The organism is Burkholderia stagnalis, assembly GCF_902830275.1.
Taxonomy (GTDB): Bacteria; Pseudomonadota; Gammaproteobacteria; order Burkholderiales; family Burkholderiaceae; genus Burkholderia; species Burkholderia stagnalis.
This window is the reverse complement of sequence record NZ_CADESW010000009.1, coordinates 124145-138083: the sequence shown is the minus strand read 5'-3', so window position 1 is coordinate 138083 and position 13939 is coordinate 124145. Positions and strand designations below refer to the sequence as shown.

At 67.6% G+C, this 13939-nt stretch carries 17 protein-coding genes and 1 tRNA gene; 10 read left to right on the top strand and 8 right to left on the bottom strand.

Annotated elements, in window-relative coordinates; all coding sequences use genetic code 11:
- Genes HWY45_RS17760 through HWY45_RS17740 form a run of 5 tightly spaced genes read left to right on the top strand, consistent with a single transcriptional unit; the run spans position 1 to position 4150 of the window.
- A complete protein-coding gene (locus tag HWY45_RS17760) occupies positions 1-507 on the top strand; it encodes a hotdog family protein (RefSeq protein ID WP_059885516.1) in 507 nt (168 codons plus the stop codon).
- The gene (locus HWY45_RS17755) at positions 504-1229 is read left to right on the top strand and encodes a 3-ketoacyl-ACP reductase FabG2 (protein WP_059885518.1); all 726 of its coding nucleotides are present in this window, start codon (positions 504-506) and stop codon (positions 1227-1229) included. The genes HWY45_RS17760 and HWY45_RS17755 overlap by 4 nt, the downstream gene beginning before the upstream one ends.
- Positions 1229-2458 carry a beta-ketoacyl-ACP synthase gene (locus tag HWY45_RS17750; RefSeq protein ID WP_059811013.1) on the top strand — a complete coding sequence of 410 codons (1230 nt, stop codon included), beginning with the start codon at positions 1229-1231 and terminating at the stop codon, positions 2456-2458. Before HWY45_RS17755 ends, HWY45_RS17750 begins: the two co-directional genes overlap by 1 nt.
- Positions 2455-3693: a beta-ketoacyl synthase N-terminal-like domain-containing protein gene (locus HWY45_RS17745; protein ID WP_059885520.1), complete on the top strand. Its 1239-nt coding sequence runs from the start codon at positions 2455-2457 to the stop codon at positions 3691-3693. The genes HWY45_RS17750 and HWY45_RS17745 overlap by 4 nt, the downstream gene beginning before the upstream one ends.
- A gap of 31 nt (positions 3694-3724) precedes the next feature.
- Positions 3725-4150, top strand: a complete 426-nt coding sequence (locus HWY45_RS17740; RefSeq protein ID WP_059885522.1) for a YbjQ family protein — start codon at positions 3725-3727, stop codon at positions 4148-4150.
- Between the two features lie 82 nt (positions 4151-4232).
- Here HWY45_RS17740 and HWY45_RS17735 read toward each other — a convergent pair whose 3' ends face one another.
- A complete protein-coding gene (locus HWY45_RS17735; RefSeq protein WP_059811015.1) occupies positions 4233-4952 on the bottom strand; it encodes a class I SAM-dependent methyltransferase in 720 nt (239 codons plus the stop codon).
- 109 nt (positions 4953-5061) lie between these two features.
- Here HWY45_RS17735 and HWY45_RS17730 point away from each other — a divergent pair, with 109 nt between their 5' ends.
- Both HWY45_RS17730 and HWY45_RS37445 read left to right on the top strand, forming a co-directional pair.
- Positions 5062-6333: an NAD(P)/FAD-dependent oxidoreductase gene (locus HWY45_RS17730; RefSeq protein ID WP_059885525.1), complete on the top strand. Its 1272-nt coding sequence runs from the start codon at positions 5062-5064 to the stop codon at positions 6331-6333.
- Positions 6333-6437 carry a phage tail assembly chaperone gene (locus tag HWY45_RS37445; RefSeq protein WP_081059569.1) on the top strand — a complete coding sequence of 35 codons (105 nt, stop codon included), beginning with the start codon at positions 6333-6335 and terminating at the stop codon, positions 6435-6437. The genes HWY45_RS17730 and HWY45_RS37445 overlap by 1 nt, the downstream gene beginning before the upstream one ends.
- Positions 6438-6439: 2 nt before the next feature.
- Here the strand turns inward: HWY45_RS37445 and HWY45_RS17720 are convergent, their stop codons facing one another.
- The 3 genes from HWY45_RS17720 to HWY45_RS17710 all read right to left on the bottom strand — a co-directional run bounded on the left by HWY45_RS17720 (position 6440) and on the right by HWY45_RS17710 (position 8149).
- Complete coding sequence (locus tag HWY45_RS17720) at positions 6440-7228, bottom strand: glycosyltransferase family 25 protein (RefSeq protein WP_059885527.1); 789 nt, start codon at positions 7226-7228, stop codon at positions 6440-6442.
- 155 nt (positions 7229-7383) lie between these two features.
- On the bottom strand, positions 7384-7593 hold the full coding sequence (locus tag HWY45_RS17715; RefSeq protein WP_059982493.1) for a hypothetical protein: 210 nt from the start codon (positions 7591-7593) through the stop codon (positions 7384-7386).
- 479 nt (positions 7594-8072) lie between these two features.
- A tRNA-Pro gene (locus HWY45_RS17710) sits at positions 8073-8149 on the bottom strand.
- Between the two features lie 114 nt (positions 8150-8263).
- Between HWY45_RS17710 and sixA the strand changes: the two genes are divergently transcribed.
- The gene (gene sixA / locus HWY45_RS17705; RefSeq protein WP_059567181.1) at positions 8264-8725 is read left to right on the top strand and encodes a phosphohistidine phosphatase SixA; all 462 of its coding nucleotides are present in this window, start codon (positions 8264-8266) and stop codon (positions 8723-8725) included.
- Between the two features lie 160 nt (positions 8726-8885).
- Positions 8886-9692, top strand: a complete 807-nt coding sequence (locus HWY45_RS17700; RefSeq protein ID WP_059885528.1) for a GNAT family N-acetyltransferase — start codon at positions 8886-8888, stop codon at positions 9690-9692.
- Positions 9693-9888: 196 nt separating this feature from the next.
- Here HWY45_RS17700 and HWY45_RS17695 read toward each other — a convergent pair whose 3' ends face one another.
- On the bottom strand, positions 9889-10059 hold the full coding sequence (locus tag HWY45_RS17695; RefSeq protein ID WP_167361367.1) for a hypothetical protein: 171 nt from the start codon (positions 10057-10059) through the stop codon (positions 9889-9891).
- Positions 10060-10197: 138 nt separating this feature from the next.
- On the opposite strand from HWY45_RS17695, the gene HWY45_RS17690 reads away from it, so the two are divergent.
- Entirely contained in the window at positions 10198-10371 is a 174-nt protein-coding gene (locus tag HWY45_RS17690; RefSeq protein WP_170304045.1) for a hypothetical protein, read from the top strand.
- Positions 10372-10381: 10 nt separating this feature from the next.
- Here the strand turns inward: HWY45_RS17690 and HWY45_RS17685 are convergent, their stop codons facing one another.
- The 3 genes from HWY45_RS17685 to HWY45_RS17675 all read right to left on the bottom strand — a co-directional run bounded on the left by HWY45_RS17685 (position 10382) and on the right by HWY45_RS17675 (position 13775).
- Entirely contained in the window at positions 10382-11758 is a 1377-nt protein-coding gene (locus HWY45_RS17685) for an MATE family efflux transporter (RefSeq protein ID WP_059885530.1), read from the bottom strand.
- A 10-nt stretch (positions 11759-11768) separates the two neighbouring features.
- Positions 11769-12092 carry a DUF2288 domain-containing protein gene (locus HWY45_RS17680; protein ID WP_026044825.1) on the bottom strand — a complete coding sequence of 108 codons (324 nt, stop codon included), beginning with the start codon at positions 12090-12092 and terminating at the stop codon, positions 11769-11771.
- A gap of 63 nt (positions 12093-12155) precedes the next feature.
- Complete coding sequence (locus tag HWY45_RS17675; RefSeq protein ID WP_059885532.1) at positions 12156-13775, bottom strand: acyl-CoA synthetase; 1620 nt, start codon at positions 13773-13775, stop codon at positions 12156-12158.
- Between the last annotated feature and the right edge of the window lie 164 nt (positions 13776-13939).

The following is a 13939-nucleotide window of genomic DNA, read 5'->3' as shown; positions in this document are numbered from 1 at the left end:
ATGCAGGCCGGTTCATCGACTCCAACGGCAGCGCCGACGTCCGCCGATATTCCCGTGTGCGATGTGCTCGACGTATTGCCGCATCGCGGCACGATGCTGATGCTCGATGCGATCGAGCGCTGCACGGAGACGGCGATCGACGTGCGTGCCACGGCGCGCCCCGACGCGTGGTATGCGGCCGGCGACGGCGCGATGCCGGCATGGATCGGCATCGAGCTGATGGCGCAGGCCATTGCCGCGCACGTCGGCCTGCTGGCGAGGCGTGCGGGCGGCCGCGCGCGGCCCGGCGTGCTGCTCGGCACGAGCGGCTACAAGATGCATCGCCCGGCGTTCGACGCCGGCGCCACGCTGCGGATCGCCGCGCAGGAATTGCTGCGCAGCGAAGCGGGGCACGGCGCGTACGAATGCACGATCCACATCGGCGACACCTGCTGCGCCGAAGCCGTCGTCAAGGTGTATCAGCCGGACGACTTCCAGACATTCATCGAAGGGAGCTTCAACTCATGACTCGGCGAGTACTCGTGACGGGCGCGAGCCGCGGCATTGGCCGCGCCGTCGCGCTGCGTCTTGCGGCCGACGGTTTTGCCGTGACGGTCCATTGCCGCAGCGGCCGCGTGGAAGCGCAGGCGGTGGCCGATGCAATCGCGCAGCAGGGCGGCACGGCGAGCGTGCTGCAGTTCGACGTGCGCGACCGGGCCGCATGCCGCCAGCTGCTCGAAGCCGACGTCGAAGCGCACGGCGCCTACTACGGCATCGTCTGCAGCGCGGGCGTGACGCGCGACGGCGCGTTTCCGGCCCTGTCCGACGAGGACTGGGACATCGTGATCGAGACCGGCCTCGACGGCTTCTACAACGTCGTCCACCCGCTGACGATGCCGATGGTCCGGCTGCGCAACGGCGGCCGCATCGTGACGATCGCGTCGGTGTCCGGCGTGATGGGCAACCGCGGGCAGGTCAACTACAGCGCGGCGAAGGCCGGCCTGATCGGCGCGACCAAGGCGCTCGCCGTCGAACTCGCGTCGCGCCGCATCACGGTCAATTGCGTGGCGCCCGGCCTCGTCGATACGGGGATGCTCGACGACGTGCCGCTCGACCATGCATTGAAGACGGTGCCGATGGGTCGGGTCGGCCGGCCCGAGGAAATCGCGTCGGTGGTCGGCTTCCTGATGTCGGATGCCGCGTCCTACGTCACCCGGCAAGTGATCGGGGTCAACGGCGGGATGGTGTGATGAAGCGGGTCGTCGTAACGGGAATGGGCGGCGTGACCGCCTTCGGCGAGACGTGGCCGGAAATCGACGCGCGCCTGAAGGCCGGCGGCAACGCCGTGCGGCGGATACCGGAATGGGATCGCTACGAGTCGCTGCACACGCGGCTCGCGTGCCCGCTGCCGGGCTTCACGCCGCCCGCGCATTATCCGCGCAAGAAGACGCGCTCGATGGGGCCGGTCTCGATGTACGCGGTGCGGGCAAGCGAGCTCGCGCTCGCCGACGCCGGGCTCGCCGGCGACGAATCGATCAAGGATGGCCGCATGGGGGTCGCGTACGGGTCGTCGTCGGGGTCGGTCGAGCCGATCCGCGCGTTCGGCGCGATGATCGAAACCGGGTCGATGCGCGACGTGACCTCGAACAGCTATGTGCAGATGATGCCGCACACCACGGCGGTCAACGTCAGCCTGTTCTGGGATCTCAAGGGCCGTGTCGTGCCGTCCTCGTCCGCGTGCGCGTCGGGCAGCCAGGCGATCGGCTATGCATACGAGGCGATCGCATCGGGCAAGCAGGCGCTGATGCTCGCGGGCGGCGCCGAGGAGCTGTCCGCTCCGGCGGTCGCCGTGTTCGACACGCTGTATGCAACGAGCACGCGCAACGATGCCGCCGCGTCGACGCCGCGGCCGTTCGACGTCGACCGCGACGGGCTCGTGATCGGCGAGGGCGCGGCGACGCTGGTGCTCGAGGAGTACGAGCATGCGCGTGCGCGGGGCGCGACGATTCACGCGGAAGTGGTCGGCTTCGGCTGCAATTCGGACGGCGCGCACATTACGCAGCCGACCGCCGAGACGATGGCGGTCGCGATGCGGATGGCGCTGCGCGATGCCGCGCTCGACCCGTCGGCGATCGCCTATGTCAACGCACACGGCACGTCGACCGAGCGCGGCGACGTCGCCGAAAGCCATGCGACACATTCGGTGTTCGGCGAGCGCATGCCGATCAGCTCGCTGAAGAGCTACGTCGGGCACACGCTCGGCGCATGCGGTGCGCTCGAGGCATGGTGGACGATCGAGATGATGAAGCGCAACTGGTATGCGCCGACGCTCAACCTGGCGAACGTCGATCCGGCGTGCGCCGCACTCGACTACATCATGGGCGCCGGCCGCGCGATCGACGCGGAGTTCGTGATGAGCAACAACTTCGCGTTCGGCGGGATCAACACGTCGTTGATCTTCCGGCGCGCCGGCGCATGACGCGCGCTCGGGGCGCCTCGTCGCGCGTGGTCGTCACGGGGCTCGGCATCGTGTCGTGCCTCGGCAACGCGCTCGCCGACGTGTCGGCCGCGCTGCGCGACGGCCGCTCGGCCGTGCGCCGCGTCGAGGCGTGGCAGGCGCGCGGTTTCCGCAGCCAGGTCGCCGGCGTCGCGACAGTCGATGCAGAGCCGCCGTTCGCGCGCAAGCACGAGCGCTTCATGGGCGATACGGCGCGCTTTGCCGCGCACGCGGCCGCGAGGGCGATCGACGACGCAGGCCTCGACCCGGCGGCACTGCGCTCGCCGCGGGCCGGCGCGATCATCGGCTCCGGCATCGGCTCGATCGGCGCCTACGACGACGCGATGGCGATCGCCAGCACGCGCGGCGTCGACCGGACGCCGCCCTATGTGGTGCCCAAGGCGATGAGCAGTACCGCATCGGCCTGCGTCGCGCAGGCGTTCGGTATCGAGGGCGTGGCCTATTCGCCGTCGTCGGCCTGCACGAGTTCGACGCTCGCGATCGGGCAGGCGATGCAGCTGATTCGCGCGGGCGCCCAGGATGTCGTGCTGGCGGGCGGCAGCGAGGCGCTGCACGACAACATGACGTTGATGTTCGATGCGATGGGCGCGCTGTCGGGGGGATTCAACGATTGTCCCGAGCGTGCGTCGCGACCGTACGGCGTCGGCCGTGACGGCTTCGTGATCGCGTCGGGCGCCGGCATCCTCGTGCTCGAGTCGCTCGATCACGCGATGGCACGGGGCGCGCGCATCTACGCGGAGCTGACCGGTTTCGGCCAATGCACCGACAACGCCGGCATGGCGACGCCGCACGCGCCGGGCATCGCGCGCGCGATGCGTGCGGCGCTGGCGGAGGCGCGGGCTGTGCCGGACTACGTGAATACGCACGCGCCGTCGACGCCGCTCGGCGATGTCGAGGAGCTGAAGGCGCTGTCGGCCGTGTTCGGCGGCGACGTCCCGGCGTTTTCGTCGACGAAGGCGATGACCGGCCATCCGCTCGGCGCGAGCGGCGTGCACGAACTGATCTACACGATTCTGATGATGCGCGACGGCTTTATCGCCGGCACGGCGGTGGACGGCGCGCTCGATCCGGCGCTGGGCGGCCTGCCGGTCGTGCGGACATCGCGCGATGCAAGGATCGCGCGCGCGCTGTCCGTTTCGTTCGGCTTCGGCGGCAGTTGCGCGAGTGTGTTGCTGGACGCCTGGAAGGGCGATTGAAATTCGTTACCGAGAGATGAGGACAAGAACGATGAAACGTAAGGGCTATCTGGCGGGTGCGTTGATCGCTGCCGCCGTGCTGACGGGTTGCGGCACCACCGTGCGTTCGCTGCCGCTCCCGCCGGCCGCCACGGCGGCCGACGCGAACGGCGTGAAGCTGTATTTCGGCGCGCAGGCGCATCCGGCGGTGAAGTCCGATCTCGGTCCGCGTTCGGAGTCGGCGCGGATCGCGCGAGGCACGCAGGCGGAACAGCAGGCCTGCGAGCAGGCGCTCGGCGACGCGTTGAGCAAGCTGCGCGAATACGCGAAGCGACGCGGCGCGAATGCGGTCGTCAACGTCACGACGCGGTTTCACGACAATCGCTCCGATTCGCAGACCAGCTACACGTGCGGCGTGAGCGGCAGCGCAGGCGCGATCTCGGTGTCGGGCACCGTCGTTCAGCTCGACGCGCACTGACGGCGCGTCGGCCGACCGCGGGCACGCATCGCGCGACGCCCGCCCGCATGCACCGCTATGGCGCACCGCGGGCGCGCGTCGTTCATGCGCGCTTGCGGGCGGCGACGTTGACGAGCGTTTCGCGGCGCTTGCCCGGCTGCGGGCGGTAGAGGCCGATCCGTTCGAGCAGGCCGAAGTCCTTGGCGCGGCTCCACCACAAATACGGTAACGAGACGTTTCGGTGCTCGAACGAAAAGCCGGCTTCGCGCAACATGGCGAGGTAGCCGTCGGCGCTCTTCTGCACGTGCATCGGGTGCCGGAACAGCAGGCGGATGACCCAGGACTTGATGTAGGCGTCCGTCGATTCGGCGAACAGCAGCAGCCCGTTGGGTTTGAGCACGCGCCGGAATTCAGCGAGGGCCTGTTCCTGTTCGACGAGATGATGAAAGGTCTGATGGCAGAACACGATGTCGACGCTCGCGTCGGCAAGCGGCAAGTGCGCGCAATCGGCGTCGTGCAATTCGACCGCGGCGCCGCAGCGGCCGGCCGCCTCCGACGCGCAGGCGAGCGATTCGCGATGGCAGTCGATGCCGATGATCTTGCCGGGGGCGAAGGCCTCGTGCAGCAGCCGGAACGATTTCCCCTGGCCGCAGCCGGCGTCGAGAATGACCGGCGCGGGCGGCAGTGGGGCCGTGACGAGACGCTTCAGATCGTCGATGGCGACGCGCAGCACGTGATGCTCCCAGGTGTGCGTGCGCAGGAACCAGACGCCGAATGCGGTTTCCGGAACAAACGTTGCGGCGTGCGTGCGGGAAGACGACATAGGCCCTTCGTTGGTCTGCGTGATTTCTCGGGCGCCCATTTTAAATGGCATCGCGCACGCGTGCGCGGAAGTTCAACCTACCCAATCAATCGAAACGGGCAACACGAGCATGAATGAATTGAATCCTGACCAGGTCAGCGTGGACGTCGCGATCATTGGCGCAGGCCCGGCCGGCGCAGTCGCTGCCGGATTGCTGCGCAAGGCGGGCCGCTCGGTGCTCGTCCTCGAGCGCCAGCATTTTCCGCGCTTTTCCATCGGCGAAAGCCTGCTGCCGCAGAGCATGTGCTACCTGGAAGAGGCGGGCATGTTGCAGGCGGTCGTCGAAGCGGGGTTCCAGTTCAAGAACGGCGCCTATTTCGTGCATCGCGAGCGGATGTCGTCGTTCGATTTCCGCGACAAATTCTCGGCGGGCTGGGGAACCACGTACCAGGTGGAGCGTGCGGTGTTCGACGACGTGTTGATCCGGTGCGCGATACAGCAGGGCGCCGACGTGCGTTTCGGCCACTCGGTGCGGGCGTTCACGCCGGGTGCGCGGCCGCGGCTGGAGGTCGTCGACGAAAGCGGTCATGCGTATCGGGTCGACGCGGCCTTCGTGCTGGACGCGAGCGGATTCGGCCGCGTGCTGCCGCGCCTGCTCGACCTCGAGGCGCCGACCCGCATGCCGACGCGGGCGGCAATCTTCACGCACGTCGAGGATCGCTTGCCGGCCGGTTCGACCGACCGGAACAAGATCTGCATCGCGGTGCATCCGTCGCGCCGCGACGTGTGGTACTGGATGATCCCGCTCACGAACGGACGCTCGTCGGTCGGCTGCGTCGCGGAAGCGGCGTTTCTCGACGTGCCGGAAGCGCAACGCGAGGCGCGGCTGCGCGAACTGCTGCAGACGGAGCCGACGCTCGCACGCCTCGTCGGCGACAAGCCGTTCGTGATGCCGGTACGTCACATCGGCGGCTATGCGGCGAATGTCGAGCGCCTGCATGGCGAGGGTTATGCATTGCTCGGCAATGCCGGCGAATTTCTCGACCCGATTTTCTCGTCGGGCGTCACGATCGCGCTTCGCTCGTCGCAGCTGGCGGTTCAGGCGATCGAGCGTCAATGGCGCGGCGAAGCGGTGGACTGGCAGCGCGATTACGACGTCGCGCTGCGCAAGGGCATCGATACGTTCCGCGCATTCGTCGAGCGATGGTATTCGGGGGAACTGCAGGACGTCGTCTTCCACGAGGAAAAATCGCCGGAAGTGAAGCGCATGGTCTGTGCGATCCTGGCCGGCTACGCGTGGGACGAGTCGAATCCGTTCGTGCGGGATCCGGGGCGGCGGCTCGATGTGCTGGCCGCGCTTTGCCGTTCTAGTGATTCGGATTCGGTCGACGGATTGGCGTGATGGCGGGCGTTCTGGGGGCGTATCGGCAAGCGCTTCGGGATTTGCCGCGGCAGTCAGGCTGGCCGCTCGATGTGCGATGGCCGGCGCCGCCGGTTGCTGCTTAGGCTCACGCGAGCGTCGGCGTCGCCTCGGCGGCTGCCGGAGCAATCTCGATCGTGATCGGACGCTTGGGGCGGTGCTCATCGTTGAAGCGGCGCGATGAGATCCGCTCGATCTTGCGGTGGTACTTTGCTTTCAATCGCTGTCCGAACGTGCGCGAATCCGAGCGGTCGGTAATCATCGTCGGCATGCCCGGGTCGGCGACGTATTCAGGCGATGTGATATAGAGCCGTTGCCCGTGCTCCCAGCTTCTGTCGAACGCAATATCGATCGCGTGAACGATGTTCGCCGTGTAGGCCAGCATCTGTGCCGCAGCCTGCCGCGTGATCATATAGCACTGCGTGCCGGTCGGATGCGAGTCCATCCACATGATGCGCATGCCGCTCGGCAGCGTCGCATATTCGACCTGCGGGCGTTTCGTGATCCCCATCAGGCGCACCATGTCCCAGTGGTGGCGCGTGTCATGAAGTTCAAGCGTCGCGGGCTTGAAGCCGTCGAGCAGCGTAATGTCGTCTTCCATGACGCACATCGTGTCGTTGTTCGATTGCACGAGCTGGAGCCAGGCCGCGCGGTGGCTGAGATAGCAGCCGACTTCGCCGCGCGACAGCGGCCAGCCGTAGCGGCGCTGGCGTCCGGCTGCATCGTAGCCGGGAATGGTGTCGACCGAACCTTTCAGTTCAAACGCATCGAAGAATCGTGCATCAATATCGTGAGCAGCGAACTGCTCTGCCATTTTTGCGCGCCGGTCTTGCGCGCGGGCAAGCGAGATGCAGACGTAGGAAATTCCCCGTTTCATGGGTGTTGCCCTGGAATATTTTGATTCACGCCACGTGTTTAGTGCGGCGTCGCCTCGGGGCCAGTATGGCCTTGGGGATCGTCACTGCGTTTGCAGGACGGTGGTCGGTGTGTTGGCCGGGAACGGGGCAGAGAACCGCGTCCCGGGTGCGGCTTTCATGTTGGCGAGCGCTGCAGTGCGGCGATGGTTCTCTTCGCTGATCGCGTCCAGCCGCTGTTGTCGGTCGAATGCTCCGCTTGATCCCGCGCAGCCTGAACGAACCGCAAGCAATACCGCACTTGATGCCGCTGCTTGTCCGTCGGTTCACCCTCGTCGAGCGCCTGACCTCGGGCGTTGAACCCGAACAATCCCCGGATGAATTTCATGGCAATCTGGCCGACTTACGCTCGGCTTTCTATGGATTCGTCCGAAGTATAGACGAACACCTATCATCGATCGAGGGTGCTGAGGGAGGGGGCCGAGAGTGCGGGGGCGTGTCGCGTGACTCAGTGGCGCGAGATGCTAAGCGCCTCGAGAGCTCGGCCGCGTCGTATGCACACGCCAGTCAAACAGCGCCTTCGGGCGTGCCCATCGGGCCGCCCAAGCGAACACCGTTTTGGGAAGCTTGCTTTTTCAGGCCCCATTCCCGCATGGTCGGAAACGATTTTCAAGACGACGGCGCCGATGATTGTTGTCACCCACTAGTCGGCGATATAGGTCGTCAAGCGTCATGATCCGGTCTTCGGCGCATGCATGAAAAAAGCCCGCGCAGTGGCGGGCTTCGTTCAAAACCAGCGTCATTTTACTGAACGCCGGTTAGACTTTCCATTGGACAGGGCTCACAGCACGGAACCCTTATATCTCGTGGTCGGAGCGATAGGATTCGAACCTACGACCCTCTGATCCCAAATCAGATGCGCTACCAGGCTGCGCTACGCTCCGACGAGCCAAAGATTCTATCGTTGAATTACACACCGGGTCAATCGTACGATGCAAAATTGCGCGCGGCGGCCCGTACGAACACGCACGAATCGAACACGGACAACGGAGACGACCATGATGAACCTGATCCTGTGGCGCCATGCGGAAGCGGAAGACTACGCGGCGAACGACCTCGCGCGGCAGCTGACCGCGCGCGGGCGCAAGGATGCGCAGGCAATGGCGAAGTGGCTGCGCAGTCGGCTCGAAAGCAACAGCACGATCCTTGCGAGCCCGGCTGCGCGCACCGTGCAGACCGTCGAGGCGCTGACCGACCAATACCGCACCGTCGACGCACTCGCGCCCGGCGCGGACGTCGACGACGTGCTGGCCGCCGCCGGCTGGCCGGACGGCATCGCGCCGACGGTCGTGATCGTCGGCCACCAGCCGACGCTCGGCAGCGTCGCGGCGCGGCTGGTCGCGGACGGGGACGATAGCTGGAGCATCAAGAAGGGCGCCATCATATGGCTCGCGAGCCGGACGCGGGACGGCAACCGGCAGGCTGTGCTGCGCGCCGTCATGACGCCGGACCTGGTCTGATGGATTTGGAAGGGGTTGGATCAAACGTATTTGCGGGCTTTCTGCTAAAGTCAATTCGGCGACATGTCACTGAACGGACACAGGCTTGCCACGTAACGGTCACGGCCGGTTACTACATTGGCGGGCATGTCGTCTTATTCCTTACGACCAGGAAAGCCTAATGCGAGAACTGCCGACGCCTACGCTCCCCTTTGCCTCGCTGCCCCTCGATTCCTCGCGGCGCCTGTTGCCGCGCGCATCTGAAACCGTCACGTCGGAATACCGCCTGCGCGCCGCGTGGGCGCGCACGGAAGACGAATTGCGCGAGGCCCAGCGCCTGCGCTACAGCGTGTTCGCCGAAGAGATGGGCGCGCAGGTCAGCGGTCCCGCCGGTCTCGACGTGGATTCGTTCGACGCCTATTGCGACCACCTGCTGGTCCGCGATCTCGACACCCTGAAAGTCGTCGGCACGTATCGCGTGCTGCCGCCGCACCAGGCGGCCCGCGTCGGCCGGCTGTACGCGGAAAGCGAATTCGACCTGTCGCGCCTCACGCATCTGCGCGGCAAGATGGTCGAGGTCGGCCGCTCGTGCGTGCACAGCGACTACCGCGGCGGCGCGGTGATCATGGCGCTCTGGGGCGGCCTCGGCGCGTACATGATGCAGAACGGCTACGAGACGATGCTCGGCTGCGCGAGCGTGTCGATGGCCGATGGCGGCCACTATGCGGCGAACCTGTACCAGTCGCTGCCGGCCAAGTCGCTGACCGATCCCGAATATCGCGCGTTCCCGCACACGGCGCTGCCGGTCGACGAACTGCAGACCGGCATCGCGGTCGCGCCGCCGCCGCTGATCAAGGGCTATCTGCGCCTCGGCGCGAAGATCTGCGGCGCACCCGCGTGGGATCCGGATTTCAATTGCGCGGACTTCCTGACGCTGTTCCGCCTGTCGGACATCAACGCCCGCTACGCCCGCCATTTCCTCGGCTGAGCGGCATCGGATGCGCGCGCCCGCAACGGGCGCGCGCGTCTACGCGGCCTGCGGCGTTCGTGCTGCGAGCCTTGGCGAGGCTGAGTCCAGCCCCCATTATTTCGCGAAATACAATGCTGACAGCGTGCCAGCCCGGCACGCTGAACGACGACCCCGCTTGAACGCGGGTCGGAACGGGAAGGGCGGTGCGAAGGGTTCAGTGCTTGCGCCGCCAGTCGAGCAGATGATGCTCCGCCATCCAGTGATGGATCATGCCCTCGCCGCCGTGCGAGCGCTTGTATTCGCGCGACTCGAAGTACGACAGGGCGATCAGCACCATCACGCCGATGAACAGGCCGATCAGGCCGGCAATTTCCTCAGACGACATGGCAGCCTCCTTTCAACGGCACTGCGCCATCAGTACATAGTAGGACATGCGCGGCGCCACTTCGAAACCGGAATTCCGTTAGACTCGGCGCGACCTCAGCGCGCCGTGGGCGCGCGTTTTTTACCGGAGCAAGATTTGATGACCCGCTTCGTGCTGGCCGTACTGGCCGCATCGATCGTCGCCGGCTGCGCCGGCGATCCCCGCCATGCACGCCGCGGCCAGCCGCCGCAGGACCCGGCCGACTATCACGGCGTGCCGACCGACATGACGCCGCCGTCGATGCTGGCCGCGCCGCCTGCCGCCGCGCAGTAAACGCGGGCGCCTACGCGGCGGAGGCCGGCGCGGGCCGCACGTCGCCGCCGATCCGCGCCGACAGCCCCGGCAGGTAGCGCGCAAGCATCGCGCCGCGCGCGGCCATGAACAACAGCAGCGCGAGCCAGAGCCCGTGATTGCCGAGCGGGCCGACGAGCGTCAGCGCGGCGGCGGCAAACACCGCGAACGAGGCGACCATGCCGCGCAGCAATGCGCGGGTTTGCGTCGCGCCGATGAACACGCCGTCGAGCAGGAAACCCCACACGGACACGACAGGCGAGATCGCTGCCCACGGCAGATAGCGTTCCGCGACCGCGCGGATTTCCGCCTGGTCGGTCAGGCGCGCGACGATCCAGCCGCCTGCCGCCCAATAGACGAGCGCGAACCCCAGCGCGCCGAGCGCGGACCAGAAGAGCGTCACGCGCACCGCCTGCCGAAACGCGGCGCGGTCGCGCGCACCGGCCGCCGCGCCGACCAGCGCTTCGGCCGCATGCGCGAAGCCGTCGAGGCCGTATGCCATGAAGGTCTGGAAATTGAGCAGCAGCGCGTTCGCCGCGAGCGTCGCGTCGCCCTGTTTCGCGCCGAGGTGCGCGAACCAGCCGAAGGCGGTCAAGAGACACAGCGTGCGGACGAAGATGTCGCGATTCAGCACGACGAGGCGCATGAGCGCCGTGCGGTCGACGAGGGTGCGCATCGCGAGCGGCGGCAGGCCGCGCGGCCGCAGCCGCCACAGCATCCATGCGCCGAGCGCGAAGCCGCAGGCGTCCGCGGTGGCGGTCGCCGCGCCGATGCCGGCGATGCCCCAGCCGAAACCGTACACGTAGAGCAGCACCGCGCCGATGTTCACCGCGTTGATGAACACCTGCGCGACGAGCGCGAGCCGCACGCGCTGCATGCCGAGCAGATAGCCGAGCACGACGTAGTTCGCGAGCGCGAACGGCGCGGCCCAGATCCGCGCGTGGCTATAGTCGAGCGCGGTGGCGCGCACTGCGTCGCTGCCGCCCAGCGCGCCGAGCCCGAACGACAGCAGCGGCACCTGCAGCGCCAGCACCGCGGCGCCGAGCACGAATGCGGCGATCAGCGCGCGCAGCAGGTTCGACCGGATGCCGTCGTCGTCGCGCGCGCCGTGCGCCTGCGCGACGAGGCCCGTCGTACCCATCCGCAGGAAGCCGAACCCCCAGAACAGGAAATTGAACAGCAGCCCGCCGAGCGCGACGCCGCCGAGATTCTGCACGCCGTCGAGATGGCCGGCGACGGCCGTGTCGACCGCACCGAGAATCGGCTGCGTCAGGTTCGCGAGGACGATCGGGAAGGCAAGCGCGAGCACGCGCCGATGCGAGACGGCGGGCAGTTGCGCGGCCGCGGGCGGTAATGCGGAAGCGGGCATGGCGAACGCGTCAGCCGCGTTCCTGCACGCAGACCCACGGCGAAACGACGACGGCCCACAGTTCCGGGTTGCGCGCAGCGTAATCCTGCGCGGTGTCGGCCGGCATGCGGGCGACGTGGCCGGCGGCGAGCCAGCGGGTGACCTGCTCGCTGTCGTCGCTCGCGATCGCTTCGGCTACGCTGACGAGATCGAGGTCGCGTGCGACGGAGAGCAGCTTGCCCTGCGCGAAGAAACGTTCGAGATCGCACCAGTCGATCTTGGCGGTCTCGCCGAGGAGCTTGACGTAAAGCGGGCTATGCGACGCGCCCGCGGCGCCGGGGTGTTCGGAGGACATCGTATTCATGTAGAGACGGCAAGTGAGCGCCACTATAAACCATCCGGACACGCGCGCCGCGCTTCACGCTTCGCGCAGCGCGCGCCGCACGATCTTGCCGGTCGCCGTCATCGGCAGGCCGTCGACGAACGCGATCGCGCGCGGATACTCGTGCGCGGCGAGGCGCGTCTTCACGTGCGCCTGCAGCGCGTGCACGAGCGCGTCGTCGCCGGCGTAGCCGGGGTTCAGCACGACGAACGCCTTGACGATCTCGGTGCGCGTCGCGTCAGGCACGCCGACGACGGCCGCCATCCGCACGGCAGGGTGGGTAAGCAGGCAATCCTCGATCGGGCCCGGCCCGATCCGATAGCCCGCGCTCGTGATCACGTCGTCGTCGCGGCCGACGAAGCGGATGAAGCCGTCGGCGTCGAGCGTGCCGGTATCTCCCGTCAGCAGGTAGTCGCCGACGAACTTGTCGCGGGTTGCGTCAGGGTTGCGCCAGTATTCGAGAAACATCACCGGATCGGGGCGGCGCACCGCGATGCGGCCTTCGACGCCCGGCGGCAGCGGCGCGCCGTGCGCGTCGACGATCGCGACCTGGTGCCCGGGCACGGCCTTGCCGATCGCGCCCGGCCGCGGCGCGAACAGCGCCGCGCACGACGACAGCACCATGTTGCATTCGGTCTGGCCGTAGAACTCGTTGATCGTCACGCCGAGTGCGTCGCGCCCCCAGGCCGTCAGTTCGCTGCCGAGCGACTCGCCGCCGCTCGCGACCGATTTCAGCGACAGCGCGTAGCGCTCGCGCGGCCGCGGCACGGTGCGCATCAGCTTCAGCGCGGTTGGCGGCAGGAACGCGTGGGTGACGCCGTGACGGGCCATCAGCGAGAACGCCGCCTCGCCGTCGAATTTCTCGAAACGGCGGGCGAGCACCGGCACGCCGTGGTGCCACGACGGCAGCAGCACGTCGAGCAGGCCGCCGATCCACGCCCAGTCGGCAGGCGTCCAGAACAGCCTCGCGTCGTGCGGAAAGCATTGCTGCGACATCTCGACGCCGGGCAGGTGGCCGAGCAGTACACGGTGCGCGTGCAGCGCGCCCTTCGGTTTGCCGGTCGTGCCGGACGTGTAGATGATCAGCGCCGGATCGTCGGCTGCCGTGTCGGCCGGCGTGAAATCGGCGGACTCGGCGGCGAGCGCCGCGTCGTAGCGCTGCACGCCGGCGGCGTCGGGCGCGTCGGCGCCGATGCAGTAGATCGCCCGCAACGCAGGCAACTGCGCGCGCAGCGGCGCGATCTTCGCGTAGCCGGCCGCATCGGTGACGAGCGCCGCCGCGCCGCTGTTCGCGAGCCGATATTCGAGCGCGTCGGCGCCGAACAGCGTGAACAGCGGCACGGCGATCGCGCCGAGCTTGTACGCGGCAAGATGCGCGACGGCCGTTTCCGGGCCTTGCGCGAGGAAGATGCCGATCCGGTCGCCGCGCCGCACGCCGGCGCGCATGAAGCTGTTCGCGAGACGATTAGAAGCAGTCTTCAGATCGTCGAACGTCAGCCGCGCGACGTCGCCTTGCGCCGTTTCGTGGATCAATGCGAGCCGTCCGCTGCCATCCGCCCATTTGTCGCAGGCGTCGACGGCGATGTTGTAGCGGGCCGGAACGGCCCACGTGAAGCGGGAGAGCAGTGTGTCGTAGCGGTCGGCGGCGGGCAGCATCGGGTGTCTCCGTGGTGGCGGATCGTGGATGCCGGGCGCCGGCAGGCACCGGTTTCCATGCGTCCGGACCATCAATGTAAGCGATCTCCGGGAGGATGCCGACCCATCGCGGGTGGGCGGTTCAGTGCACGATTCAGAAATGGCGCATAAGATCATCGCAAATC

What these genes read in the sequence shown, in the direction of transcription:
- HWY45_RS17760 (WP_059885516.1), top strand. Translation starts at nt 1, where the DNA reads ATGCAGGCCGGTTCATCGACTCCAACGGCAGCGCCGACGTCCGCCGAT.
- HWY45_RS17755 (WP_059885518.1), top strand. Translation starts at nt 504, where the DNA reads ATGACTCGGCGAGTACTCGTGACGGGCGCGAGCCGCGGCATTGGCCGC.
- HWY45_RS17750 (WP_059811013.1), top strand. Translation starts at nt 1,229, where the DNA reads ATGAAGCGGGTCGTCGTAACGGGAATGGGCGGCGTGACCGCCTTCGGC.
- HWY45_RS17745 (WP_059885520.1), top strand. Translation starts at nt 2,455, where the DNA reads ATGACGCGCGCTCGGGGCGCCTCGTCGCGCGTGGTCGTCACGGGGCTC.
- HWY45_RS17740 (WP_059885522.1), top strand. Translation starts at nt 3,725, where the DNA reads ATGAAACGTAAGGGCTATCTGGCGGGTGCGTTGATCGCTGCCGCCGTG.
- HWY45_RS17735 (WP_059811015.1), bottom strand. Translation starts at nt 4,952, where the DNA reads ATGTCGTCTTCCCGCACGCACGCCGCAACGTTTGTTCCGGAAACCGCA.
- HWY45_RS17730 (WP_059885525.1), top strand. Translation starts at nt 5,062, where the DNA reads ATGAATGAATTGAATCCTGACCAGGTCAGCGTGGACGTCGCGATCATT.
- HWY45_RS37445 (WP_081059569.1), top strand. Translation starts at nt 6,333, where the DNA reads ATGGCGGGCGTTCTGGGGGCGTATCGGCAAGCGCTTCGGGATTTGCCG.
- HWY45_RS17720 (WP_059885527.1), bottom strand. Translation starts at nt 7,228, where the DNA reads ATGAAACGGGGAATTTCCTACGTCTGCATCTCGCTTGCCCGCGCGCAA.
- HWY45_RS17715 (WP_059982493.1), bottom strand. Translation starts at nt 7,593, where the DNA reads ATGAAATTCATCCGGGGATTGTTCGGGTTCAACGCCCGAGGTCAGGCG.
- sixA (WP_059567181.1), top strand. Translation starts at nt 8,264, where the DNA reads ATGATGAACCTGATCCTGTGGCGCCATGCGGAAGCGGAAGACTACGCG.
- HWY45_RS17700 (WP_059885528.1), top strand. Translation starts at nt 8,886, where the DNA reads ATGCGAGAACTGCCGACGCCTACGCTCCCCTTTGCCTCGCTGCCCCTC.
- HWY45_RS17695 (WP_167361367.1), bottom strand. Translation starts at nt 10,059, where the DNA reads ATGTCGTCTGAGGAAATTGCCGGCCTGATCGGCCTGTTCATCGGCGTG.
- HWY45_RS17690 (WP_170304045.1), top strand. Translation starts at nt 10,198, where the DNA reads ATGACCCGCTTCGTGCTGGCCGTACTGGCCGCATCGATCGTCGCCGGC.
- HWY45_RS17685 (WP_059885530.1), bottom strand. Translation starts at nt 11,758, where the DNA reads ATGCCCGCTTCCGCATTACCGCCCGCGGCCGCGCAACTGCCCGCCGTC.
- HWY45_RS17680 (WP_026044825.1), bottom strand. Translation starts at nt 12,092, where the DNA reads ATGTCCTCCGAACACCCCGGCGCCGCGGGCGCGTCGCATAGCCCGCTT.
- HWY45_RS17675 (WP_059885532.1), bottom strand. Translation starts at nt 13,775, where the DNA reads ATGCTGCCCGCCGCCGACCGCTACGACACACTGCTCTCCCGCTTCACG.